This window comes from Microbacterium sp. C7(2022), from assembly GCF_028823665.1.
Lineage (GTDB): Bacteria > Actinomycetota > Actinomycetes > Actinomycetales > Microbacteriaceae > Microbacterium.
The window spans coordinates 328,065-353,365 of the sequence record NZ_JAPEHV010000004.1; the positions used below are offsets into that span (position 1 = coordinate 328,065).

Sequence of the window (25,301 nt, forward strand, 5' to 3'; positions counted from 1 at the left end):
GCTTTGTGTATACACTGAGGGGCGAGCCGACGGGAGGGTGAGACATGCGCGCGAGCGATCGAGCGTACGACACGCTTCTCGAAGAGATTCAGTCCGGCGTGTTGCGGCCCGGAGTCGTGCTCGGCGAAGTCGAGCAGGCTGAGCGGCTCGGCGTGAGCCGCACGCCATTGCGCGAGGCGTTGCGTCGGCTGGGTGCAGATGGCTTGGTCGTGCAGCGCTCGCCGCGCGTGACGGTCGTCTCGGCGATCGATGAAACAGACATTCGCGAGCTGTTCGAGGTGCGTCGCGCGCTCGAAGAATCCGCGGCCCGCCTGGCTGCGGCTCGCGGCGAGGTGGCCGTGTTCGCAGCGCTCGCGGACCGCTTCGCTGAGTTCGTGGGGGAGGGCCAGCGCGCGGCCGCGACGTCGAACGGCACGCGCTCCGATGCCGACGCCTACTATGCCGCGATCGCCGATTTCGATGCCGCGCTCGACGCCGCCGTGCACAACGACTACCTGACGGCCGCGCTGCGCACGGTGCGCACCCACCTGGTGCGGGTGCGGCGCCTCGCGCGAGACAATCCCGCGCGGCTCGCGGCATCCGTCACCGAACACCGCCTCATCGCGCATGCCATCGCGCAGCGCGACGCAGACCTCGCCGCTCACGCGACGCACGTGCACCTGCACAACGCGCTGAGCAGCATCCTCGACACCCTCGATGCCGCGCGCGGCGCCGACATCCATGAAGGAGCAGCATGACCACGAACCACCACCTCCGCGTCCACCGCAGCGATGAGAACCTCGCGCGCGAAGGCCAGCTCGCATGGCGCATCGCCGAGGTCGCCGCAGACCCGGTCGCGGTTGACGACGACGTGGTCGACATGATCATCAACCGCATCATCGACAACGCATCGGTGGCCGCGGCATCCCTCACTCGTGCGCCGGTCAGCGCGGCGCGCCAGCAGGCCCTCGACCACGCCGTGTCGGTCGGTGGCGCCGGCGCGACGGTGTTCGGCTGCACCCTCGACCGCAAGACCAGCCCCGAGTGGGCGGCGTGGGCGAACGGTGTCGCGGTGCGCGAACTCGACTACCACGACACGTTCCTGGCCGCAGACTATTCGCACCCGGGCGACAACATCCCGCCCATTCTCGCCGTGGCCCAGCACGTCGGCGCCGACGGCGCCGCTCTCGTGCGGGGCATCGCGACCGGGTACGAGATCCAGATCGACCTCGTGCGCGCCATCTGCCTGCACAAGCACAAGATCGACCATGTCGCCCACCTCGGACCCTCGGCCGCCGCCGGAATCGGCACGCTCCTGGGCCTCGACACCGAGACGATCTACCAGGCCGTGGGTCAGGCGCTGCACACCACGACCGCCACTCGCCAGTCGCGCAAGGGCGAAATCTCGACGTGGAAGGCGCACGCCCCCGCGTTCGCCGGCAAGATGGCCGTCGAAGCGGTCGATCGCGCGATGCGCGGCGAGACGTCGCCATCGCCCATCTACGAAGGTGAAGACGGCGTGATCGCCTACCTTCTCGACGGCCCCGAGGCCGCGTACGAGGTGCCGCTCCCCGTCACCGGTGAGGCCAAGCGCGGCATCCTCGATTCATATACGAAGGAGCACTCGGCCGAGTACCAGGCGCAGGCGTGGATCGACCTCGCACGCAAGCTGCACAACGAGGCATCCTTCGACCCCGCCGACGTCGAGTCGATCGTGCTGCACACCTCGCACCACACGCACTACGTGATCGGCTCGGGCGCGAACGACCCGCAGAAGTACGACCCCACCGCATCGCGCGAGACGCTCGACCACTCGATTCCGTACATCTTCGCCGTTGCTCTGCAGGACGGCGGATGGCACCACGTCGACTCATACACTCCCGAGCGCGCGGGTCGCGAAGACACCGTTGCGCTGTGGCACAAGATCACCACGGCCGAGGATGCCGAGTGGACCCGCCGCTATCACTCGGAAGACCCCGACGAGAAGGCGTTTGGCGGGCGCGTGGTCATCACTCTCGCCGACGGCACCGTGATCGAAGACGAGATCGCCGTCGCCGACGCTCACCCGCTTGGGGCACGTCCTTTCGCGCGCGAGCAGTACATCGCGAAGTTCCGGACGCTGGCCGAACCCGTACTCGAGGCCGCAGAGATCGAGCGGTTCCTGTCGCTCGTGCAGCGTCTGCCGGAGCTTTCGGTCGACGAGGTGCGCGAACTGTCGATCGTGGCGAAGCCGGGTGTTCTCGCCGCGGCGCCCGCGCCGAAGGGTCTGTTCTAGTGCTGTATTCGTCCGTTTCGCCGGCCGACAAGCGGCGCGCGTTTCGTGAACGGCTGGCATCGGGGGAGTTGCTGCGCTTTCCCGGTGCGTTCAACCCGCTTTCGGCGCGGCTCATCGAACGCAAGGGCTTCGAGGGCGTGTACATCTCGGGCGCCGTGTTGTCGGCCGACCTCGGACTCCCTGACATCGGGCTGACGACGCTCACCGAGGTCGCCGGCCGTGGTCAGCAGATCGCACGCATGACCGATCTACCCGCCATCATCGATGCCGACACCGGGTTCGGTGAGCCGATGAACGTCGCCCGCACGATCCAGACGCTCGAAGATGCGGGGCTGGCCGGCACGCACATCGAAGACCAGCTCAACCCCAAGCGTTGCGGACACCTCGATGGCAAGTCGGTCGTCGACCAAGACACCGCCATCAAACGGATCCGCGCGGCGGCCGATGCCCGGCGCGACCCGAACTTCCTGATCATGGCGCGCACCGATATCGCCGCGGTCGAGGGAGTGGATGCCGCGATCGAGCGGGCGAAGGCGCTGGTGGATGCCGGAGCCGACGCCATCTTCCCCGAAGCGATGCGTTCCCTCGCCGAGTTCGAGGCCGTGCGCGCAGCGATCGACGTGCCGTTGCTGGCGAATATGACCGAGTTCGGCAAGTCCGAGTTGTTCTCGGCCGACCAGCTGCGCGACGTCGGGATCAACATCGTCATCTGGCCGGTGTCACTCTTGCGGATGGCGATGGGCGCGGCATCCCGAGCCCTCGATACGCTCACCGAGGAGGGGCACCTCACCTCGCAGTTGGGAGCGATGCAGCACCGCGCCGACCTGTACGACCTGGTCGACTACGAGGAGTACAACCACTTCGACCAGGACGTGTTCAACTTCCACATCACGAAGGACTGACATGACAGACATCAAGAAGGGACTCGCGGGGGTCGTCGTCGACTACACCGCCGTCTCGAAGGTCAACCCCGAGACGAACTCGCTGCTGTACCGCGGGTACCCCGTGCAGGAACTCGCCGCCACGCAGACGTTCGAGGCCGTGGCGTATCTGCTGTGGCACGGAGAGCTGCCGACGGATGCCGCGCTCGCCGAGCTTCGGGCGACCGAGCGTGAGCACCGCGCGCTGCCCGACGATGTGAAGGCCGCCATCGATCTGGTCCCCGTTGGTGCACACCCGATGGATGAGGTGCGCACGGCCGTCAGCCTGATCGGGGCGCGCGACCTTGCGGGGCTCGGATCGGTGATGGATGCCGGGGGCACCGCCGAGGAGAACCTCGAGCGCAGCATCCGACTCTTCGCCGTTCTTCCCGCGATCGTCGCGTACGGCCAGCGTCGCCGGCGGGGCGAAGAGCTCGTCGCCCCTCGCGATGACCTCGACTACGCGGCGAACTTCTTGTGGATGACCTTCGGCGAGGAAGCCGATGACGTCGTCGTCGACGCGTTCAACCGCTCGATGATCCTGTACGCCGAGCACTCGTTCAACGCCTCGACGTTCACCGCGCGCGTCATCACGTCGACGCTGAGCGACCTGTACTCCGCTGTCGTGGGCGCGATCGGCGCGCTGAAGGGTCCGCTGCACGGCGGGGCGAACGAAGCCGTTTTGCACATCTTCGATGAGATCGGCTCGGCCGACAACGTCGTCGCGTGGCTCGATGACGCGCTCGCCTCGAAGCGCAAGATCATGGGCTTCGGTCACCGTGTCTACAAGCGAGGTGATTCGCGCGTGCCGACGATGAAGGCCGCGCTGGACACCTTGGTCGAGCACTACGACAAGCCCGAGGTGGCCGCGTTGTACGACGCGCTCGAGAGCGAGTTCGTCGAGCGCAAGGGGATCTACCCGAACCTCGACTACCCGTCGGGGCCTGCGTACAACCTGATCGGGTTCGACACGCTGACCTTCACGCCGCTCTTCGTCGCGGCGCGTGTGACCGGGTGGACCGCGCACATTATGGAGCAGGCGGCATCGAACGCGCTGATCCGCCCGCTATCGGAGTACAACGGCGAAGACGAGCGTCACATCGAGGGTTGCGTGCCGGATGCGGCGGTTGTCGAGGCCGCGGAGCGTCCGGCTGAGGCGGAGTAGCGGCTCGGGCTGGGTTCGGCGCGGGAGGTGCCGGATCGTGAGGTGACCGTTGCGGTGCGCACGCCGGTCGCTGACCTGAGCGTCTCGTTCGAGGGGCGCACGCCGGGAATCTGAGGTGCTCGCGACCTGAGGGCGCGTGCCCGTAGGGTGATCCTATGAGTCAGGTCGCAGGGTAGCTGCAGGTGTATTCCCTGCTTCTGGCGATCATCTACATCGCCTTCATCAGTCTCGGGCTCCCCGACTCTCTCGTCGGCGCCGGCTGGCCGGTCATGCAGCAAGACCTCGGCGTGCCCATCGCCTTCGCGGGCATCATCACGATGATCATCGCCGCGGGCACGATCTTCTCGAGCCTCGCCTCCGAGCGAGTGACTCGCCGTTTCGGCGCCGGGCTCGTCACGGCCGTCAGCGTCGGCATGACCGCGGCTGCGCTGGTCGGTTTCTCGTTTAGCGACGCGTTCTGGATGCTGTGCTTGTGGGCAATCCCGTACGGACTCGGCGCGGGAGCGGTGGATGCCGCGCTCAACAACTACGTCGCGCTTCACTACGCGGCCCGGCACATGAACTGGCTTCACGCGTGCTGGGGGCTCGGTGCCTCGATCAGTCCGTTCGTGATGAGTTACACGATCGCCTCGGGGATGGGGTGGAGTAGCGCCTACCTCATCATCGGAGTGATCCAGGGTGTGCTCACGTTCGCGCTGCTTGCGAGCATTCCGCTCTGGGGCAAAGTCAATCCGATCGTGCGCGAGCAGGGTGCGGATGCCGCTCCCGGCGATCCCGCGAGCGATGCCGCCGGGCGCGGAAGCAGCCACGTGCCGCTCGCGACGGCGCTCCGCATTCCCGGGGTCATCCTGATCCTCACGGCGTTCTTCGCCTACTGCGCGCTGGAGAGCACCGCAATCCTCTGGGCGTCGACGTACCTCGTGAACGATCGTGGCGTCGCCGCCGCGACAGCCGCTGCCTTCGCCTCCCTCTTCCTCCTCGGAATCACTGCGGGCCGGTTCTTGGCGGGCTTTGTCGCCGACCGAGTCGGCGACCGCTGGATGATCCGCGGCGGGTTCGCCGTGGTGGGCCTCGGCGGGGTGATGCTGGCGCTTCCCGTCGAGACGAACTTCTTCGCGCTCGCGGGACTCGTTGTCGCCGGGCTCGGGTGTGCACCCATCTACCCCGCGATCATCCACTCCACTCCGGTGAATTTCGGTCGTCGCAACTCGCAGGCCATCATCGGCATCCAGATGGCCGCCGCGTACACCGGATCGACCTGCGCGCCCCCGCTGTTCGGTGCGATCTCGGCGGGCACCGGCATGTGGATCTTCCCGCTGTTCCTCGGGGTTCTGGTCGTTCTGGGGCTGGTCATGTCGGAACGTCTGAATGCGCTCGTTGCGCGCAAGGCCCTGTGATCCGCGGCACTTCGGTGAGACGATTCCCCTGAACGCCGTCAGGCGCACCTCGGGAGCACAAGATGAGACCGCTCAGATACTCGATCAACGTCACCCTCGACGGCTGCTGTCATCACGAAGCCGGCCTCCCGCCCGATGACGAGTCGATGGCGTACTGGACGGCGCAAATGCAGCGCGCCGATGCGCTTCTCTACGGCCGCGTGACCTACCAGATGATGGAGTCGGCCTGGCGAAAGCCCGAGACGGGCCCGTGGCCGGAGTGGATGAGCGAGGCAGACATTCCGTTCGCTGAAGCGATCGACCGCGCCAAGAAGTACGTGGTGTCCAGCACGCTGCCCGCGGTTGATTGGAACTCCGAGCTCGTGAGCGGCGACCTGGGGGAGGCGGTTCGCCGGCTGAAGCAAGAACCGGGCGAGGGGCTGTGGGTCGGCGGCGTGACGCTGCCGGTGGCGCTCGCGGATCTCGGGTTGATCGACGAGTACGAGTTCGTCGTGCATCCGATCATTGCCGGGCACGGGCCCACGCTCCTCGCCGGCCTCCGTGACCGCATCGCGCTCGAACTCATCGACCGTCACGAGTTTCGGTCGGGCGCCACCGTCATGCGCTATCGGCCGGTGCGCGGCTAACGCCGGATCTGCCCTACAGTCGCGGCATGCGTATCGTCGTCTCGGGGACTCATGCCAGCGGGAAGAGCACGATTGTCTCCGACTTCGCTGGCCGTCATCCCGAGTACGCGGTGTTGCCGGATCCGTTCGAGCTCGTGGATGAGTTCTGGGACGACGCGAGCGCAGCTTCTTTCGTCGCCCAGCTTCGCGTTTCGGCGGCCCGGCTTGACCTCGACCACACCCCGGGAAGCCTGATCGCCGAGCGGGGTCCGGTCGACTTCCTTGCCTACCTGCTGGCGATGGATGACCTCGCGGGCGAGTCGGGCTCACGCGAGCTGATGAGCCGCGTGGCGGAGATGACGAGGGAAGCGATGCGGAACGTCGACCTGCTTGCTGTGCTCCCGCTCGCTCGGGGCGATGGGATCTTCGTCGCAGCTGATGAGAACCTTCCGCTTCGGCAAGCGATGAACGATGTTCTCCTCGACCTCATCGCAGAAGAGGACGTGGTGGGCGCTGATGTGCGGGTCGTTGAGCTCACGGGGGATCGCGCCGCGCGACTGGCGAGCCTCGAGGAAGCCGTGGCGGCCCGCGTGTCGTAGGCCCGTGCAAGGATCGAATCATGCACACCGCGGTGATCGTTGACGTCGTCCGTACCCCCGCAGGCCGCGGCAAGCCTGGCGGATCGCTGAGCTCGTGGCATCCGATCGATCTTGCCGCATTCACCTTGCGCGCGATTCTCGAACGCAACGGGCTGGAGTCGACACAGGTCGACGACGTGATTCTCGGATGCGTGAGCCAGACCGGCGATCAGGCGATGAACATCGCGCGTCAGGCCGTGCTCGCCGCCGGGTTCGACGAGAGCGTGCCAGCGACCACGATCGACCGACAGTGCGGTTCGAGCCAGCAGGCTGCTCACTTCGCCGCGCAGGGGATCATGGCCGGCGCGTACGACATCGTGATCGCCGGTGGGGTCGAGTCGATGAGCCGGGTGCCGCTCGGGTCCGCGTGGGTGGATGCCACGCCCTCGCCCCTCATCGCCGGTCGCTACCCCGAAGGTCTGGTCAACCAGGGCGTGTCGGCCGAACTCATCGCCCAGCGCTGGGGCCTCAGCCGCGCAGACCTCGACGCCTACTCGGCGGAATCGCACGCCCGCGCCGCGCGTGCATGGGAGGAAGGTCGCTTCGCGTCGCAGGTGATTTCGGTCGGGGATGCCGCCACCGACGAGACCGTGCGACCGGGCACCACCGTCGAGAAGCTGGGTGGGCTGCCCACGGTGTTCCGCACCGACGAGCTCGCCGAACGATTCCCCGAGGTTGGCTGGGCGATCACGCCAGGCAATTCGTCACCGCTTACGGATGCGGCATCCGCTGCTCTCATCATGAGCGAGGAGATGGCGAACCGGCTCGGGCTGACCCCGCGTGCGCGGTTTCACTCGTTCGCCGTTGTCGGGGATGACCCACTGATGATGCTCACCGGGCCGATCCCGGCGACCCATCGGATTCTGCAGCGCAGCGGGCTGACGCTCGACCAGATCGACGCGTATGAGGTGAACGAGGCGTTCGCGCCCGTGCCGCTGGCGTGGGCGCGCGAGTTCGACGCCGACCCGGCGCGGCTCAACCCGTGGGGCGGAGCGATTGCGCTCGGCCACGCCGTCGGTGCGTCGGGGACGCGACTGCTCGGCACCCTCGTCGCCTACCTCGAAGCCACCGGCGGGCGCTACGGACTGCAGACGATGTGTGAGGGCGGCGGCATGGCCAACGCCACGATCATCGAACGGCTCTAGCGAGCGGGCGGACTGCGGCGCCGGCGGGCTGAGCCACTCGCACAATCGCGCTACGTGTTGCGCACCGCGGCGTCACCACCTGCGGTTGCGCGCGAAGTCCCACCCTCGCACGGTCGGCACGGATTGTCCGCGCGCGCTGCCAGCGACGCTGAGCCGGACGCGCTCGGCCTCGAGAGCGAACGTCTGAACCGAAGCATCCGACGCATCGATGTCGAGCGACGCGACGACCACATTCTCGAGCGTCCAGCTGAGTACCACCGTGCTCGCGCCCGACTCGTTCGGCGCTTCGACGTCAAGCGTGGCGGTCGAGATCGCCGTGCCCGCGGCGATCGCTTCGAACAACAGAGCGGATGCCGCCTCCACCGGAGCAGTCACGCTCAGCGGCCGCGCCGCGACGTTCATGCGGCGCCGCCCCGCACCCGGGTCGACCTGGGCGACGCCCCACGACGCCGCGCTCACCTCGATCCACCCCTCGCGGCCCGCCCGTGTCGACGCCCCTTCGATCCCCTTGAGCTGCAAATACATGTCCTGTGCCACGATGCCTCCTTCGACCGCCGCTGTTGAGCACAGCATCCCACCCCGCGCTGATCTGCACTAGGCCCTCACGCAGCACGGACCCGCTGCGCGCCAAGCTCCCTCCGGGGGTGGCACCGGGCCGCCGCATTGACAGCTGAGCCCGGTGCGCTGATTTTCGGGAGGAGAATCCGATAGCGGAGGACGAATGCGGGCGGGACGGTCCTCCTGTAGGCGGATTTACCTCCGCTGGCACGCGCGGCCACACGCGCGCGCCACACACACGCGGTGACACACGCGCAGCACACGCGCGCCACACACACGCGGTGACACACGCGCAGTAGCGGCGCGGCGCGCGACCTGCTGAGCGACCGCGATGCTTCGGGAGGAAATCTCGGTAGCGGAGGACGAAACTCGACGTGGCGGTCCTCCCGTAGCTCGATTTCCTCCGCAAGCATGATGTAGCCGACCGTCTGCTGGCGCGCGGCCAGGCAACGCGGCGCGCAACGCGCAACGCACAGCGGCCCCGACCCGAAGGTCGAGGCCGCGATGCGTGGGCTACCGGATGCTACGCCGAGGCACGCGCTGCTCGCGCTGCGCGCAGCGGCAACTCCGGTGCTACGCCACGGGGCGACGGCGCGCCATGAACAGCACGCCTCCGGCTGCGACGAGCAGGGCAGCCAGCAGCGCGAGGCCCAGCGGAAGCTGCGCGCCTGTCACCGCGAGCGATCCGGCCGCGACGACGGTCACGGGAACCTCGATCGGCTCGAAGCCCTCGGACTCGATGACCAGCGTGTGTGCGCCCACTTCGAGGTCGGCCGGAATGTCGACCACGAACGAGACTGTGCCGTCTGCGTTTGCGGCCGGGATGCCGGTGATCACGATCGGGTCACTGAACAGCGTCGCACCCACCTGCTGGCCGGGCTCGAGGCCCGACAGCTCGACCGGCAGTGAACCACCCTGCTCGACCGTGCCCGTGCCGATGTTGACCTCGGCCCAGTCCGTCCCGGTGCCCGGAGTGCCCGGATCAGTCGGGTCAGTCGGGTCGGTGGGATCGGTCGGGTCAGTGGGATCCGTGGGATCGGTCGGCTCGACGGCCACGGCGCGACCGAGCGGTGCCGGGTCGACGACGTCGAACTCAGCGAAGAACGCGATGGTCGCCTGCAGGTCGACCTGCCCGGTGTCAGTGCGGTCGGTGCCGTCCGCGAAGGTGAAGAAGCTGTCGCCCCCACCCGCGAGGAACGAGTTGGTGACCACGGTGAACTCGTCGTCCGCAGCAAGCGGCTGGCCGTTGAGCGTCATCGACACGATGTGCTCGCCGGCGGCGGCATCCTCGATGTACTCGTAAGTGAACCCTTCCGAGATGCCCAGATGCAGCTTCGGACGCTCGGCGCCGGGCTGCCACTGCTCTTCGAGGATCTGCTCGAGCTGCGCGCCGGTTAGCGTCACCGTCACGAGCGTGTTCGCGAAGGGCTGCACGTTGGCGATCTGACGGTACGTGAGCGTGCCGTCCTCACCGAAGAGCAGGTCATCGCGCAGACCGCCGGGGTTCATGATGCTGATCTGCGCCGGCGCACCCGCGTACTCGTCGTTCGACGTCGCCCACAGGTAGATGTCGGCGACCAGGTTGCCGAGCGTCGATTCGACACCGCGGTCCGCGCCCGACGGGGTGCCGCCGCGCAGGATGTCGGCGCTGATCGCACCGGACTCGACATCGCCCAGCACGTCGGCCTCGGCCTTCGCGTCGGCAACGATCTGTGCGACCGTCTCGTCCGCCGGGTACGCGGCCGCGCCCGCGACAACGAGAGGCACCAGGGCAGAGTCGATCGAGATCAGCTCCTTAGTGTCACTGTCGACCGTGATCTCCAGCTGGCCCAGCGTCGTGCCGTACTGGTGCGCCTGGATGACGGGACGCTCGGTGCCCTCGCTGTCGGCGACATCGCACGTGTAGCTCTGGTGCGTGTGGCCCGAAACGATGGCATCGATGGCGGGCGAGGCGTCGCGGATCAGGTCTCCGTAGCTCGACGCGTCCGTTGCGACATCAGCGCAGTCCGAGGCCGCCGAGCCACTGTGCGTGAGCAACACGATCACGTCGGCCAGGTCGCCAGCCGTCAGCTCAGCGGCCACGCGGTTCGCGGCCTCGAGCTGGTCACCGAACTCGATGGTCGCGATCCCGGTCGGGCTCACGATGTTCCGGGTGTCTTCGGTCACGGTGCCGATGAACGCCACGCGCACGCCGTCGACCTCTTCGATGACGTACTCGTCGAGCGCCGGCTCGCCGCTCGCGCGGTCGTACACGTTGGCGCCGAGGCCCTGTGCGGTCGAACCGAAGCGCGGCAGCACTCGATCGGTGATGTCGGCGAAGCCCTGGTCGAACTCGTGGTTTCCGACGGCGCCCAGATCGAGGCCCGCCGCCACGAGGGCGTCGATGGTGGGGTTGTCCTGCGCGACGTTCGAGGTGAACGTCGACGCGCCGATGTTGTCACCGGCCGAGACGAACAGCGTGTTCGGGTTCTCGGCTTCGAACGCGTCCACGGCGCCGGCGAGCACTGCGGCACCGGCGACACCGTTGCGGAAGTCCGCCTCGATGCGCCCGTGGAAGTCGTTGATCGTGAGGACCTGGATCTCAGTGGTCGCAGGCGCCAGCGCGTCGGTGATTTCGAAGACCGTGGTCGTGCCCGAGACCTCGTTGCCGACAGCCAGGAGCGGAGTGCCGGTCGTGGACTCATCGGCCGGGATGAACGCGATGCTCTCGGGCCCGAGGTCACCGGCGGTGGCGAGGTCGCCGCCGTCTTCGACCGACTGGCTGAAGTCGCGGTTGTTCAGGTACGTCACGAATGACGCCGCGTTCGGGTCGGTGATGTCGTATGCCGCGACGCCGCCGACGCGCTCGAAGCCGACGAAGGCGTACGTACGTCCACTCAGTTCGCCGATCGTGACGCTTTCGGCCTCGGGGCCCTTGTCGTCACTGCGGCCCTCGAGGTTCGACTCCGAGTGGTTGGAGTTGAAGAACGCGGGGGATGCCGCGTGGGTGACCTCTTCGAACGAGGTGCCCGAGTCCCACACGAGGTCGCCCGACGTGGTCCAGATCGAGAACGAGCGGCCGCCGAACGAGTAGAGCTCGCTGTAGCATCCGCGCTCTTCGTCGAAGCCGTTCTCCTTGGTGACGTTGAGGCGCCCCAGGGCGGCGTCGCCGAGCGAGTCGGCCAGCGGACTGTCGTCACACACGGGGCCGTAGCCGTCGTCGGCGAGGTCCTTCACGCGCACGGGCTCCTCATACTCGCCCCACTCGCGTGCGTCGCCCTCGTTCGCGGTGACGAGGTAGGTGGTCTCGCCGACCGAGTACGACGAGATGGCGTCGGGCATGTACATGCCGTAGAGGCCCTGGTAGGTCGCGAGGTTGAACGTCGGCGCATCGCGCGGGTCGCGGTCGCTCGCGTCGAGCCCGACCACGCCGTGATCCTTGAAGCCGAGCGCTTCGATCGAGGTCACCGTCGCCGAGGCGAGGTCGACAACCGCAATCGCGTTCGCCTCTTGCAGGGTGACATACGCGGTGCCGTCCACGACGGTTGCGTACTCGGGCTCGAGGTTGCGGCTCACCGGGTAGTCCGCCTCGGGAGCGGGACCGAACACGCGCACGTCCTCGGGCAGCGCACCCTCGGCCTCGAACGAGTGGAAGTCGGCGATGCGTACGTCCGACTGTGCGGCGGCGGCCACGCTCGCCGGTGCGGCGACGACGGCGACGGACCCTTCGGGGTCGGCCGAGAAGTCGTCGGCCGGTTCGCCCTCGTTCGCCACGACGATCCACTCGCCGTCGGGGGAGAACGTGACCATGTCAGGCAGTGATCCGACCGAAACGGTTCCGAGAGCAGCGGATGCCGCGTCCTGCGCATTCGCGTCGAAGAACACGATGTGACCAGCGCTGACCTTGTCGCCCGCCTCGAAGGCGATGACGCCGAGTCCGTCCTCGCGGATGGCGACCGAGTTGGCGACGCCGTCCGAGGTGAGGGTGAAGAGCTTGGTGATCACGGTCGGGTCGGAGTAGTCGAGCACGTCGACGGCACCGGCCTGAGCGTTCACCACGAACAGGCGGTCGCCGAAGGCCTGCACGATCTCGGCGGCGGATTCGTCGAACACGCCGGTCTCGAAGGTGCCGATCGGGGCGAACGACAGCGCGGCGTCGGCGGCGGAGTAGGTGACGGGTGCGGGGGTGACCGCGGCGTTGGCCGCGGTCACCGGCGCAATGGCGAGAGCGCAGGCGACGGCCGCAGTCGCGGTCATCGCGGCAGCGCGACGGGGGATATACGAAGGCATCGAGATCCTCGGGTCAGGTTCGTCGCATGCCGGATGCATGCGCTCCTCCTGGGTAATCGCGCCGGGTGACCGTGGGGTGAACGAGCGGCAACCGCCGGGTGCGAACATGACAGGGCTCTCACAATGTAAGCGCTTGCAATTTCCTCGCGTGCGCTGCTAGCGTCGGCACCACACAGCCCTGGCACGTCGTCGTGCCCTCCCTCCCCAGGAGAACCCGTGTCGAAGACGACTCTCACCCGTGTCCATCGCCCCATCGCCGTGCTCGCGGCCCTGACTCTCGCTCTCAGTGGGTCACTGGTGGCGGCGTCCGCCGGCCCCGCGATCGCAGCCGATCGAACGTTCACGCTCGTCGGCAGCCTTCAGGAAGCGATCGGATGCACCGAGAATTGGCAGCCCGACTGCGCGGATTCCGAGCTGCTGCCCACTGACACCGAGGGTCTGTACGCGGCAGAGTTCACTGTGCCCGCGGGCACCTACGAGTACAAGGTGGCCGTCGACGGCGGGTGGGACGAGGCGTACGGACTAGGCGGCGGGAGTGACAACATCCCGCTCACCATCGCCGGAGACTCGACGCTGCGCTTCCTCTTCGACGACACCGAGCACCGCGTCGGAGTCGAGGTGCTCTCGCTGCGTGAGGGCTACTCGGACGCCGATGGCGAGCTCGTTGAGGCGCCTGTCCGCCAGGCCGGGAGCGCGGAGCAGTTCTACTTCGTGATGACCGACCGCTTCGCGAACGGGGACACCAGGAACGACGGTGGTGGCCTGGACGGCGACCGCCTGGTGACCGGTTTCGACCCGACCAACAAGGGTTTCTACAACGGCGGCGACCTCGCGGGCCTTCACGAGAACCTCGACTACATCGCGGGCCTGGGCACGACCGCGATCTGGCTCACGCCGAGCTTCAAGAACCGCCCGGTGCAGGGGGTCGGTGATGATGCGAGCGCCGGGTACCACGGCTACTGGGTGACCGACTTTACGCAGATCGACCCGCACCTGGGGACGAACGCTGAGCTCGAGGCGTTCATCGCCGACGCTCACGCGCAGGGCATCAAGGTCTACTTCGACATCATCACCAACCACACCGCCGATGTGATCTCTTACGCCGAAGGCGAGTACGCGTACATCGACCAGGCGACGAGCCCCTACACCGACGCCGCAGGCGTCGCCTTCGACCCGGCCGACGTCGCCGGCACCGGATCGTTCCCCGAATTGGATGCCGCCACCTCCTTCCCGTATACCCCGGTCATCGCCGAGGGCGACGAGGACCTCAAGGTTCCCGCATGGTTGAACGACCCGACGCTGTACCACAACCGGGGTGACTCGACCTGGTCGGGCGAGTCGGTCACGTACGGCGATTTCTCGGGTCTCGACGACCTGATGACCGAGCACCCGACCGTTGTAAGCGGTTTCATCGCCGTGTATGAGGACTGGATCGACCTGGGTATCGACGGCTTCCGCATCGACACGGCAAAGCATGTGAACTTCGAGTTCTGGGAGGAGTGGTCAGCCGCCGTCCTCGATTACGCGCACGCGGCCGGCAAGGACGACTTCTTCATGTTCGGCGAGGTCTACGACGCCGATCCGGTCAAGCTCGCCCCCTACGTTCGCGACACCGACATGAACTCGGTGCTCGACTTCACGTTCCAGTCCGCCGCGGTGAGTTTCGCCGCCGGCAACAGTGCCAAGGGGCTGCAGAGTCTCTACGCGGGCGACGATCGTTACACGACCCCCGACAGCTCCTCGACGGCGTTGCCGACATTCCTCGGCAACCACGACATGGGGCGCGTCGGGTCATTCCTGCAGTCGACATCGCAGCCCCTCGAGCGCGACCTGCTCGCCCACGACCTCATGTTCCTCGGCCGCGGCCAGCCCGTCGTCTACTACGGCGACGAGCAGGGCTTCGTCGGCGCGGGCGGCGACAAGGACGCGCGGCAGACGCTGTTCGCCTCTGAGGTAGCCGAATACCAGAACCAGCAGCTGATCACCGGCGAGACCGTGGGTTCCGTCGACCGCTACGACACGGACGTGCCGATCTACGAGCACATCGCCGACCTCGCCGCGTTGCGCGACGCGCACCCGGCGCTGGTCGACGGTGCGCAGATCGAACGGTACGCCGACAACGGCGGCGGCGTGTACGCCTTCTCGCGCGTCGACCGCGACGAGAAGGTCGAGTACCTGGTCGCGCTCAACAACACCACCTCCGATAAGAGCGTCGAGGTGCCTACCCTCACCGCGGGCGGCTCCTTCACCGCCGTTTACGGCGAGGGCGCCGACGTGAGCGCCGATGGCGAAGCCGTGGCATCCCTCACCGTCCCCGCGCTGTCGTCGGTGGTCTATCGCGCAGATCGCGAGGTCACCGCGCCGACCACACCGCTCGATCTGACCGTCGAGGCGCCAGCCGCGGGCGCGGCGCTGGAAGGATCGGTCGGCATTTCGGCCGACGTCGACGATGTCACGTGGGCTGAGACGAGCTTCGCGTGGCGCGTGGTCGGCGGCGACGAATGGCACGCGCTCGGTGTGGCCGAAGACACCTCGCCGCGGGTGTTCCACGACATCGCCGGTCTCGCGGCCGGCACGCTCGTGGAGTATCGCGCAGTGACGACGGATGCCGCGGGCGGGCATGCCGCGGCATCCACCTATGCATCCGTCGGCAACGCCGTCACGCTCGAGGTCGAGGAAGAGCCGGAGTCGCCGATCGACATGGTGACGGTGCCGGGCAACCTCAACAGCGAGATGGGCTGCGCGGGTGACTGGAGCCCCGGGTGCGAAGCGGCGAAGCTGACGCTGCGCGGCGACGGGATCTGGGAGGGCACGTTCGACCTGCCTGCCGGCGACTACGAGTACAAGGTCGCGATCAACGGCAGTTGGGACATCAACTACGGCGCGAACGGCGTCCCCGGTGGCACCGACATCGCGATCTCGCACGAAGGTGGGGAGATCACCTTCTACTTCGACCCGCGCAGCAACATCGTGCAGTCGACGGCCGAAGGCCCCATCGTCACTATTCCGGGGGCACACCAGAGCGAGCTGGGATGTGGCGGCGACTGGCAGCCAGACTGCCTGGCCACGCTCATGGCCGATGGCGACAAGGATGGCGTCTACGAGTTTTCCACCGACTCGATTCCCGCTGGTGCCTACGACGCGAAGGTCGCTCACGGGTTGGGCTGGGGCGAGAACTACGGCGTCGGGGGTGCGCGCGACGGCGCCAACTACTCCTTCTCGGCCGCCGATGGTGAGCGGATCGTGTTCCGCTACACGCTCGAGACGCACATCCTCGAAATCGAGGTCAGCAACCCGCCGCTGGCCGGCACGGGCGAACTGCGCGCCCACTGGATCGATGCGACCACGATCGCGTGGCCGAACGATCTCGGGGCACCCGCGGGTGACGCGTCGTGGCAACTGCATGCATCGCCCACGGCCGAACTGGCGCTCGTGGACGACCAGATCACCGGCGGGGAAGCGTTCGACCTGACCCTCATCGAGGGCGGTCTGACCGCCGGGCAGAAGGACACGTTCCCCGCGCTCGCCGGGTTCGTCGCCCTGCGCATCGATGACGTCGACCGCGAGCAGGCGAGTGAGTTGCTGAAGGGCCAGCTCATGGTCTCGCAGCGAGGCGGCGACGGCTCGCTCAGCGGCTACACCGGCGTGCAGATTCCGGGTGTTCTCGATGACCTGTATGCGGATGCCGCGGCCGACCTCGAGATGGGTGTGACTTTCCAGGGGAACAAGCCGACGTTCCGGCTGTGGGCGCCGACGTCACAGTCGGCGACGCTGCTGACGTGGGATGCCGGTTCGACCGCGGACCCGCAACGACACGAAGCCGCGTGGGACGCGGCATCCGGAACCTGGACCGTGAAGGGAAAGAACGCGCTCAAGAACGACGAATACCTGTGGGAAGTCGTCGTGTACGCGCCGACCACGGGCGCCATCGAGACGAACCACGTCACCGACCCCGCGTCGGTCGCGCTGACTGTGAACTCCGAGCGGAGCGTCGCGGTCGACCTGGACGACAAGAAGTGGCGCCCCAAGGCGTGGGAGAAGGCGAAGGCGCCGGTGATTGACAAGCCGGTCGACCGAGCGATTTACGAGTTGCACGTGCGCGACTTCTCGATCACGGATTCGTCGGTGCCCGAGCAGGAGCGCGGAACGTACGCTGCGTTCACGCGTGACAGTGCCGGCACGAAGCAACTGCGACAGTTGGCCGACGCGGGCATCAACACGGTCCACCTGCTCCCGACGTTCGACATCGCCACGATCGAAGAGGATCGAGCCGCACAAGCCGTGCCCGATTGCGACCTCGCCTCGTTCGCGCCCAACTCTGCTGAGCAGCAGGCGTGCGTCGAAGCGGTCGTCGACCAGGACGGCTTCAACTGGGGCTACGACCCGTACCACTACTCGGTGCCCGAGGGCTCGTATGCGGTGAACCCCGACGGCGGTGAGCGCGTGGCGGAGTTCCGCTCGATGGTGGGTGCGCTGCACGACATGGATCTGCAGGTGGTCCTCGACGAGGTCTACAACCACACCGCGCAGTCGGGTCAGGGTGAGAAGAGTGTGCTCGATCAGGTGGTGCCCGGGTACTACCACCGGCTGAACCTCGCGGGCGGCGTCGAGACCTCGACGTGCTGCCAGAACGTTGCGACCGAGCACGAGCTCGCGCAGAAGCTGATGGTCGACTCGGTCGTCACATGGGCGCGCGACTACAAGGTCGACGGATTCCGGTTCGACCTCATGGGGCACCACTCGAAGGCGAACATGCTGGCGATCCGCGATGCCCTCGACGAGCTCACCCTTAAGAAGGATGGCGTCGACGGCTCGAAGATCTACCTGTACGGCGAAGGCTGGAACTTCGGCGAGGTCGCGAACAACGCGCTGTTCGAGCAGGCCACCCAGGGGCAGCTCGGCGGAACCGGCATCGGCACGTTCAGCGACCGACTCCGCGATGCCGTGCACGGCGGTAGCCCGGTCGACGGCTCGTCGACCTTCTTCCAGGGCTTCGGCACGGGGCTCTCGACCGACCCGAACGGGCAGTCTGGCGTCCCCGGTGACCCCGAGGGAGACCTCGCGCACAAGACCGATCTCGTCAAGCTTGGTCTGGCCGGCAACCTGCGCGACTTCTCGTTCACGGCTGCCGACGGCACGCAGAAGGCGGGCGACGAGTTCGACTACAACGGGTCGCCCGCGGGCTACGCCGATCAGCCCGACGAGGTGATCACGTACGTCGACGCGCACGACAACGAGACGCTCTACGACCTCGCCGTGCTGAAGCTGCCGGTCGACACGTCGATGGCTGACCGGGTGCGGATGAACACGCTCATGCTCGCCACGACCACCTACGCGCAGACGCCGTCGTTCTGGCACGCGGGTACCGAACTGCTGCGCTCGAAGTCACTCGATCGCAACAGCTACAACTCGGGCGACTGGTTCAACCGCATCGACTGGACCGGGCAGGAGTCGACCTTCGGCTCGGGCCTCCCGCGCGCCGCGGACAACGAGGACAAGTGGTCGATCATGGCGCCGCTGCTGGCGAACCCCGACCTGAAACCCGGGGCGGAGGGCATCGCCGCGGCAGAGGCCGCTGCGCTCGACCTGCTGCGCACGCGCGAAGAGGTGGATCTCCTGCGGCTCGGGTCCGCCGAGCTGATCGAGCAGAAGGTATCGTTCCCCGCGAGCGGGCCGGATGCCGCGCCCGGCGTGATCGCGATGCTCATCGACGACACGGTCGGGGCCGACGCCGACAAGAAGCTCGACGGTGCTTTGGTTGTGTTCAACGCCTCGCCCGAGCCGGTCACCCAGCGTCTCGAGGGGCTCGAGGGGCGCGGCTTCGCGCTCGCCGAGTCTCTCGCCGACGGGGCGGATGAGGTCGTGAAGACGACGGATTGGGATGCCGCCACCGCCGAGATCACGATCCCCGCGCGCACCGCTGCCGTGCTGGTCGACGAAGCGCCGGTCACCGACCCCACGGACCCGACCGACCCCACCGACCCCACGGACCCGACCGACCCGACCGACCCCACGGACCCGACCGACCCGACCGACCCCACGGACCCGGGCACTCCGGGCACCGGCACGGACTGGGCCGAGGTCAACATCGGCACGGGCACGGTCGAGCAGGGTGGTTCACTGCCGGTCGAGCTGTCGGGCCTCGAGCCCGGCCAGCAGGTGGGTGCGACGCTGTTCAGTGACCCGATCGTGATCACCGGCATCCCGACCGCAAACGCAGACGGCACCGTCTCGTTCGTGGTCGACATTCCGGCCGACCTCGAAGTGGGCGCACACACGCTGGTCATCGAGTCCGAGGGCTTCGAGCCGATCGAGGTCCCGGTGACCGTCGTCGCTGCCGGGTCGCTCGCGGTGACGGGCGCGCAGCTGCCGCTGGGTCTTGCCCTGTTGGCTGCTGTGCTCGTCGCAGCCGGAGGCGTGCTGTTCATGGCACGTCGTCGCCCCGTGGCGTAGCACCCGTTGCCGATGCGCGCAGCGCGAGCATCGCGTGCCTCGGCGTAGCATCCGCTGATCTCACGCATCGCGGCCTCGACCTTCGGGTCGAGGCCGCTGTGCGAGCGCTGGCGTGGTGATCCCCGTCCTTCTCTACTAAGCGCGACAAGATCGGAGTATGACGACGACGTACGACACGATCCTCACCGAGACCCGCGGGCGAGTGGGGTGGATCACGCTCAACCGGCCCGAAGCGCTCAACGCCCTCAATACGCAGGTGATGAAGGATGTCGTCGACGCGGCATCCGCCTTCGATGCCAACCCGGGCATCGGCGCGATCGTGGTCACCGGATCAGAGCGCGCCTTCGCGGCCGGCGCTGACATCAAAGAGATGGAGTCCAAGACCGGGCTCGACATGGTCATGGACGACCACTTCGGGCAGTGGTCGCGTTTCGCAGAAGTGCGCACGCCCGTCATCGCGGCGGTGTCGGGTTACGCGCTCGGCGGCGGGTGCGAACTGGCGATGATGTGCGACATCATTCTGGCGGCCGATACGGCGAAGTTCGGCCAACCCGAGATCACCCTCGGCGTGATCCCCGGCATGGGCGGTTCGCAGCGGCTCATCCGCGCAGTCGGGTACTACAAGGCCGCCGATCTCGTGCTGACGGGGCGAATGATGGATGCCGCCGAAGCGGAGCGTTCTGGTTTGGTGTCGCGCGTGGTCGCGGCATCCGATCTGCTCGAAGAGGCCGACAAGATGGCGCAGGCGATCGCGGCGAAGTCGCTCCCGTCGGTGTATGCGGCGAAGGCCGCGCTGGATGCCGCGATGGAGACGCCCCTTGCGGAGGGTCTGCGATTTGAGAAGCACGTCTTTGCGAGCCTGTTCGACACCGCCGACCAGAAGGAAGGCATGGCTGCGTTCCGCGAGAAGCGCCAACCGAACTTCGGCAATCGCTGAGGTCGACTGAGGATCGCAACAATCGGCGGCGCGGGAATCCTGCCGGGCATGACGGGGCATGACAACTCGTTGGGGGCGCGTCGGTGCGCCCTATTAGGATCAACGGGACGAACGGAAGCGGAGCGCAATGAAGATTGTCGTCCTGGTCAAGGAAGTCCCGGATACCTACGGTGACCGCAAGCTGAACCTCGAGACCGGCCTGGCCGATCGCGAGGCGAGCGAGCGCGTGCTCGACGAGATTGGCGAGCGCGCCCTCGAGGTCGCGCTGAGCTACGCCGACAAGAACGCCGGCACCGAGGTGGTCGTACTGTCGATGGCCTCGGAAGCGGCATCGGCCACGGTTCGCAAGGGTCTCGCGATGGGTGCGGCTTCGGCCGTGCAGGTGGTGGATGCCGGATTGCTCGGCGCCGACCTCGGCTTGACCGCCGAGGTGCTCGCCGCCGCTCTGCGCAAGACCGGTTTCGACCTCGTGATCGCTGGCAACCAGTCGACCGACGGTTCGGCGGGCCTGATCCCCGCGATGGTCGCCGAACTGCTCGATGTGCCCAATGCCACCTTCCTCTCGTCGGTCGAGATCGGCGAGACCGCGGTGAGCGGCACGCGTGCGAGCGACGGTGCCACCGCGCAGGTGAGCGCCGAATACCCCGCCCTGATTTCGATCACCGAAGCGCTGCCGGATGCCCGATTCCCGAACTTCAAGGGGATCATGGCCGCCAAGAAGAAGCCGTTCGAGACCCTGTCGCTCGCCGACCTCGACATCGACCCCGACGACCACAGCGCGTCGCGGTCGATCATGACGGCCGTCAGTGAGAAGCCGCCGCGTGAAGCCGGCGTGAAGATCGTCGACGAGGGTGACGCGGGCACGCAGCTCGCCGAGTTCCTCATCCAGAACCGACTCGTCTAGGAACAGCCATGACCTTCGCCGAAGACTCCATCCTCGTTCTGCTCGACGTCACCCCCTCGGGTGAGCTCGCCGCGTCCGCCGCCGGGCTGCTGGGCGCCGCCGCATCAGTGGGTACTCCCGTCGCCCTTGTCGTTTCGTCTGCCGACGGCCTGGCCGAAGCCGCGGGCGCGCTCGGTGCGGCATCCGTGCTCGTGGCGCCCGCGGGCGAGGGACTGACTGTTCCCGTCGCCGACGCGCTGGCAGCGGCATTTGCTCTCGTTCGACCGGATGCCGTGCTGGTGTCGCACTCGATCGAAGGGCGTGAAGCGGCGGCGCGCTACGCCGCGCGCACCCGCTCGGGTGTCGCGGTCGACGCGGTCGGCGTCTCGCGCGACGATGAGGGCGTGGTTGCTCACCACTCGGTGTACGGCGGTGCGTACAACGTCGACTCGGCGGTGACGTGGGGCGCCGGTGTGATCACCGTGCGCCAGGGCGCGATCGACGCCCGCGCGGAAGCGGTGGCGTCGCCTGACGTGCAGACCCTCGAGGTCGAGGCGTCGGGCCGGCGGGCTGCGACGATCTCGGACGTTCAGGCGGCGGTCGTGTCGTCGACGCGCCCCGAACTGCGCGGTGCCGCCAAGGTCGTTTCGGGTGGTCGCGGACTCGGCTCGGAAGAGAAGTTCGCGCTGGTCGAACAACTCGCTGACGCCCTCGGTGCTGCCGTGGGTGCGTCGCGTGCCGCGGTCGATGCGGGGTACGTGCCGTATTCGGCGCAGGTTGGTCAGACGGGGGTCTCTGTGGCCCCGCAGCTGTACGTTGCGCTGGGGATCTCGGGCGCGATTCAGCACAAGGCAGGCATGCAGACCGCCAAGACCATCGTGGCGATCAATAAGGACGCTGATGCGCCGATCTTCGAGATCGCCGACTTCGGCGTCGTGGGCGACCTGTTCCAGGTCGTGCCGCAGCTGATCGAGGCGCTCGAGGCGAAGAAGGCGTAGGGATCGATGGCGACGTACGGCCAGACGCTGCGCCGCGGGCTCCCGCGTGTCGCGGGCGGAGAGGCGTGGCCCGCCGCGGGTGACGCGCCCGTTGCGGGGGTTGGTTCTGCCGGCGCTGGCGCTACCGCCGCGGTACTCGGGGTAGCGGAGGCCACCGGCGCGCAGACGTCGACCCCGGCCGCGCTCGTTGAGGCGCCCGAGAGTTCGTTGCCCGTCGCTGCGACGGAGAGCGTCGCGGGTGCAGGGACCGATTCCGCAGGCGCGGTTGCCGCTGGCGCGGGTGCTGCTTCGGCGGCGCGCACGTTGCGACGCGGGTTGCCTCGCGTTGCGGGTGGCGAACCTTGGCCGCCGGCCGATGCCACCGCGGCCGCGGGCGCCGGTGCAGCTGTTGCGAGTGCCGCTGGCTCTGCGACCCTCGAGAACGCGCAGATTGCGGGTTCGGCCTCGAGTGCTGCTCCATCGGTCGATTCGACCGTCGCGGAGGCTCCGATCGCCGCCTCGTCTGTGCTGGCCGGCGCGAGCGCCGATGCCGCCGACGAGGCTGGCGCTACCCTGCGCCGCGGCCTCCCGCGTGAGGTCGGCGGTCAGCCGTGGCCGCCCGCCGATGCGCACGTGCCGGCTCCGCGTCCGGCGTCGAGCGACGTTGCGGACGCGGTCCCCGTCGCGGCCGCGGCTGCCGCGGCATCCACACCTTCCGCGCCCGCAGTTCCCGGCACTGCTCTAGCGACTGGCCCGCGCGAGGCGCTGCCTTTCACCCGCACCGTGTGGGAGGGACGATACGCGCGCACCCGGCCCGAGCCGAAGTCCGAGCCTGCTCGCATCGGTCCGTTCACTCGTGGGCAGTGGGCGGGCGCCGTCGTCGTCGGCGGACTCGGATTGCTCTTCGCCGCGGCCATGGCCGTGTTCGCGGTGCGTTGGCTCATCACGATCGAGCCGTTCGCGAGCTTCATCGCGACGTACCCGGGCGAGTACCACCTGCCCGAAGGTGCCCCGGTGGGACTGCCCGCGTGGCTGGGATGGCAGCACTTCTTCAACGTCTTTCTCATGGTCCTGATCATTCGATCGGGATGGCAAGTGCGCACCGAGAAGCGTCCGTCGGCATTCTGGTCGCCGAAGACAAACAACCGGCGCAAGATCAGCTTGAACCTCTGGTTCCACCAGTCGCTCGACATTCTGTGGGTCGTCAACGGTGCGATCTTCGTCGTGCTGCTGTTCGTCACCGGCCAGTGGATGCGCATCGTCCCGACCAGTTGGGAAGTGTTCCCCAACGCGATCTCGGCGGCACTGCAATACGTGTCGCTGGACTGGCCGACCGAGAACGGGTGGGTCAACTACAACTCGCTGCAGCAGCTCGCCTACTTCACGACGGTGTTCATCGCCGCGCCGCTCGCGGTCATCACGGGCGTGCGCATGTCGGGCATCTGGCCGAAGGACGCGAAGGCGCTGAACAAGGCGTACCCGGTCGAGTGGGCGCGTGCGGTGCACTTCCCGGTGATGCTCTACTTCGTGTTCTTCATCTTCGTGCACGTCGTGTTGGTCTTCGCCACGGGGGCACTGCGCAACCTGAACCACATGTACGCCGCGCAGGGATCGGTCGATCCCGACGCGTACGCGATGAACTGGACTGGCTTCTGGATCTTCTCGCTGTCGCTCGTGGTGATCGCCGGCGCGGTCGCCGCAGCCCGACCGCTCGTGCTCGCGCCTATCGCGCGCCTGTTCGGCACCGTCGTCGCCCGCTGACGCGCGGGCGGGGCTTACTGGCCCTCGGCCCGCCCGTCGGCGAGGCCGGCCGCATAGGCCTCGTCGGTGCCGAGCCGGAACATGTCGCTTTCCCACGCGCGCACGATCGAGCGCGCGCCGGGCAGATCCAGTTCGCCCACCAGGTCACCGCGACCGCGCACGACGGCGACCGGCATGCGACTCGCCTTGCCCTTCACGAGGTCCGTCGCTGCGGCGATCTCGTCGGCGACGCACGGCATGGTCACCATGAGGGGCCGGCCCTCGGCATCGGTCTGACCGCGCAGATCCTCGAAGACATGCACTCCGCCAGCGCCGATCGCGTGGTCCGTCTGCCCCTCGCGCCACGCGCGCCCGAGCGTGTCTGTGATGATCACACCCACCCGTGCCGCGAAGCGTTCGCGCAGTGCGCTGGCGATCGAGCGCGCGGTCGCGTCAGGGTCTTCGGGTAACAGCAGCACGGTGCCCTCGGGGGTGTTCGACGCGTCCACGCCGGCAGCGGCAGAGATGATCCCGAGCGGGTTCTCGACGATACGCGTCACGTGCCCCGAGGGGGTGGTGCGGGATGCCACGACCCGCACAGTCTGCGAGGTGATGGCATCCTCTCGATCGTCCGCCCGCACGAAGCGGCCCTCGGCCTTCGAGACGATCTTCGACGTGATCACCACGATGTCGCCGTCCTCGAGTGAACCGGCGGCGTCGCCGATCAGTGTCGCCAGGTCATCGCCTTCGCGGATTTCGGGCAGGCCCGCGAGAGCCCAAACCTGCAGCACGACGGCGATGAAGACTTCGACCCGCGATCAGCGGACGAAGCGCACCTCGGTCAGCGTCTCGCCGAGGAAGGGCTCGGTGTGAGTCGCGCCATCGAGGGTGAAACCGTTGCGCACGTAGAAGCGGTGCGCGCGGGGGTTGTCTTCGGCGACCCAGAGGTAGACCTCTTCGTCGCTCGCGATGACGGCGTCGAAGAGCTTCTGGCCGATGCCCGTGCCGTGGAAGCGGTCGAGCAGGTAGATGAAGTACAGCTCGCGGAACCGCGGGGCGTCCTTGTCGCGGGCAGGTCCCGAGCCGGCAAAGCCGACGATCTCGCCGTCGACGAGCGCGGCGAACATCTTGAAGTCTTCGCCCTGCACGGCCCAGTGGGTCCAGAGTTCTGCGAGGCGCTTGGGTGAGACCGCTTCGAGCGCGGCCTTGCTGATGAGGTGGTCGTACGTCTCGTGCCAGCAGGTGGCGTGCACGCGCCCGAGGGCTTCAGCATCGACGTCGCGCACTGGACGGACCACGGTGTCGGTCTGCAGTTCGGCTTCCATGGCCAGACTCTACGCCGGGGTGCGCGAGAGAAGAA

General features: G+C 67.8%; 17 protein-coding genes. 13 read left to right on the forward strand and 4 right to left on the reverse strand.

Features of this window, described 5'->3' with window-relative positions; genetic code table 11:
• Positions 1-44 precede the first annotated feature (44 nt).
• From ON062_RS07935 to ON062_RS07970, 8 genes are all read left to right on the forward strand, one after another.
• Entirely contained in the window at positions 45-737 is a 693-nt protein-coding gene (locus tag ON062_RS07935; protein WP_274646586.1) for a GntR family transcriptional regulator, read from the forward strand.
• Positions 734-2,254: an MmgE/PrpD family protein gene (locus ON062_RS07940; protein ID WP_274646587.1), complete on the forward strand. Its 1,521-nt coding sequence runs from the start codon at positions 734-736 to the stop codon at positions 2,252-2,254. The genes ON062_RS07935 and ON062_RS07940 overlap by 4 nt, the downstream gene beginning before the upstream one ends.
• On the forward strand, positions 2,254-3,156 hold the full coding sequence (prpB, locus tag ON062_RS07945; RefSeq protein ID WP_274646588.1) for a methylisocitrate lyase: 903 nt from the start codon (positions 2,254-2,256) through the stop codon (positions 3,154-3,156). The genes ON062_RS07940 and prpB overlap by 1 nt, the downstream gene beginning before the upstream one ends.
• 1 nt (position 3,157) lies before the next feature.
• On the forward strand, positions 3,158-4,339 hold the full coding sequence (locus ON062_RS07950) for a bifunctional 2-methylcitrate synthase/citrate synthase (protein WP_274646589.1): 1,182 nt from the start codon (positions 3,158-3,160) through the stop codon (positions 4,337-4,339).
• Between the two features lie 182 nt (positions 4,340-4,521).
• Positions 4,522-5,736 (forward strand): sugar MFS transporter, encoded by a 1,215-nt coding sequence (locus tag ON062_RS07955; protein ID WP_274646590.1) that lies wholly within the window; start codon positions 4,522-4,524, stop codon positions 5,734-5,736.
• 62 nt (positions 5,737-5,798) lie between these two features.
• Positions 5,799-6,362: a dihydrofolate reductase family protein gene (locus tag ON062_RS07960; RefSeq protein WP_274646591.1), complete on the forward strand. Its 564-nt coding sequence runs from the start codon at positions 5,799-5,801 to the stop codon at positions 6,360-6,362.
• A gap of 26 nt (positions 6,363-6,388) precedes the next feature.
• Entirely contained in the window at positions 6,389-6,940 is a 552-nt protein-coding gene (locus tag ON062_RS07965; protein ID WP_274646592.1) for a hypothetical protein, read from the forward strand.
• A gap of 20 nt (positions 6,941-6,960) precedes the next feature.
• Positions 6,961-8,124 (forward strand): thiolase family protein, encoded by a 1,164-nt coding sequence (locus ON062_RS07970; RefSeq protein WP_274646593.1) that lies wholly within the window; start codon positions 6,961-6,963, stop codon positions 8,122-8,124.
• A gap of 72 nt (positions 8,125-8,196) precedes the next feature.
• On the opposite strand, the gene ON062_RS07975 is transcribed toward ON062_RS07970, so the two are convergent.
• Both ON062_RS07975 and ON062_RS07980 read right to left on the reverse strand, forming a co-directional pair.
• Positions 8,197-8,661, reverse strand: coding sequence for a type VI secretion system tube protein Hcp (locus tag ON062_RS07975; RefSeq protein ID WP_274646594.1), 465 nt, complete (start codon positions 8,659-8,661; stop codon positions 8,197-8,199).
• Between the two features lie 594 nt (positions 8,662-9,255).
• Positions 9,256-12,918: a choice-of-anchor I family protein gene (locus ON062_RS07980; protein WP_274646595.1), complete on the reverse strand. Its 3,663-nt coding sequence runs from the start codon at positions 12,916-12,918 to the stop codon at positions 9,256-9,258.
• Between the two features lie 249 nt (positions 12,919-13,167).
• Between ON062_RS07980 and pulA the strand changes: the two genes are divergently transcribed.
• The 5 genes from pulA to ON062_RS08005 all read left to right on the forward strand — a co-directional run bounded on the left by pulA (position 13,168) and on the right by ON062_RS08005 (position 23,962).
• Positions 13,168-19,404, forward strand: coding sequence for a pullulanase-type alpha-1,6-glucosidase (gene pulA, locus ON062_RS07985; protein WP_274646596.1), 6,237 nt, complete (start codon positions 13,168-13,170; stop codon positions 19,402-19,404).
• A gap of 157 nt (positions 19,405-19,561) precedes the next feature.
• On the forward strand, positions 19,562-20,341 hold the full coding sequence (locus ON062_RS07990; RefSeq protein WP_274646597.1) for an enoyl-CoA hydratase: 780 nt from the start codon (positions 19,562-19,564) through the stop codon (positions 20,339-20,341).
• Between the two features lie 127 nt (positions 20,342-20,468).
• Positions 20,469-21,245, forward strand: coding sequence for an electron transfer flavoprotein subunit beta/FixA family protein (locus tag ON062_RS07995; protein WP_274646598.1), 777 nt, complete (start codon positions 20,469-20,471; stop codon positions 21,243-21,245).
• A gap of 8 nt (positions 21,246-21,253) precedes the next feature.
• Positions 21,254-22,222, forward strand: a complete 969-nt coding sequence (locus ON062_RS08000; protein ID WP_274646599.1) for an electron transfer flavoprotein subunit alpha/FixB family protein — start codon at positions 21,254-21,256, stop codon at positions 22,220-22,222.
• Positions 22,223-22,228: 6 nt separating this feature from the next.
• Positions 22,229-23,962: a cytochrome b/b6 domain-containing protein gene (locus ON062_RS08005; RefSeq protein WP_274646600.1), complete on the forward strand. Its 1,734-nt coding sequence runs from the start codon at positions 22,229-22,231 to the stop codon at positions 23,960-23,962.
• A 14-nt stretch (positions 23,963-23,976) separates the two neighbouring features.
• Here the strand turns inward: ON062_RS08005 and cofE are convergent, their stop codons facing one another.
• Together cofE and ON062_RS08015 are read right to left on the reverse strand one after the other, a co-directional pair.
• Positions 23,977-24,732: a coenzyme F420-0:L-glutamate ligase gene (gene cofE, locus ON062_RS08010; protein WP_274646601.1), complete on the reverse strand. Its 756-nt coding sequence runs from the start codon at positions 24,730-24,732 to the stop codon at positions 23,977-23,979.
• A gap of 27 nt (positions 24,733-24,759) precedes the next feature.
• On the reverse strand, positions 24,760-25,266 hold the full coding sequence (locus tag ON062_RS08015) for a GNAT family N-acetyltransferase (RefSeq protein ID WP_274646602.1): 507 nt from the start codon (positions 25,264-25,266) through the stop codon (positions 24,760-24,762).
• Positions 25,267-25,301: the final 35 nt, after the last annotated feature.

Bases quoted from the DNA above. Each gene is read 5' to 3' on its own strand.
- ON062_RS07950 (WP_274646589.1), top strand. From the start codon at position 3,158: ATGACAGACATCAAGAAGGGACTCGCGGGGGTCGTCGTCGACTACACC.
- ON062_RS08000 (WP_274646599.1), top strand. From the start codon at position 21,254: ATGACCTTCGCCGAAGACTCCATCCTCGTTCTGCTCGACGTCACCCCC.
- ON062_RS07935 (WP_274646586.1), top strand. From the start codon at position 45: ATGCGCGCGAGCGATCGAGCGTACGACACGCTTCTCGAAGAGATTCAG.
- ON062_RS08005 (WP_274646600.1), top strand. From the start codon at position 22,229: ATGGCGACGTACGGCCAGACGCTGCGCCGCGGGCTCCCGCGTGTCGCG.
- ON062_RS07980 (WP_274646595.1), bottom strand. From the start codon at position 12,918: ATGACCGCGACTGCGGCCGTCGCCTGCGCTCTCGCCATTGCGCCGGTG.
- ON062_RS07995 (WP_274646598.1), top strand. From the start codon at position 20,469: ATGAAGATTGTCGTCCTGGTCAAGGAAGTCCCGGATACCTACGGTGAC.
- ON062_RS07970 (WP_274646593.1), top strand. From the start codon at position 6,961: ATGCACACCGCGGTGATCGTTGACGTCGTCCGTACCCCCGCAGGCCGC.
- ON062_RS07940 (WP_274646587.1), top strand. From the start codon at position 734: ATGACCACGAACCACCACCTCCGCGTCCACCGCAGCGATGAGAACCTC.
- ON062_RS07960 (WP_274646591.1), top strand. From the start codon at position 5,799: ATGAGACCGCTCAGATACTCGATCAACGTCACCCTCGACGGCTGCTGT.
- ON062_RS07990 (WP_274646597.1), top strand. From the start codon at position 19,562: ATGACGACGACGTACGACACGATCCTCACCGAGACCCGCGGGCGAGTG.
- ON062_RS08015 (WP_274646602.1), bottom strand. From the start codon at position 25,266: ATGGAAGCCGAACTGCAGACCGACACCGTGGTCCGTCCAGTGCGCGAC.
- ON062_RS07965 (WP_274646592.1), top strand. From the start codon at position 6,389: ATGCGTATCGTCGTCTCGGGGACTCATGCCAGCGGGAAGAGCACGATT.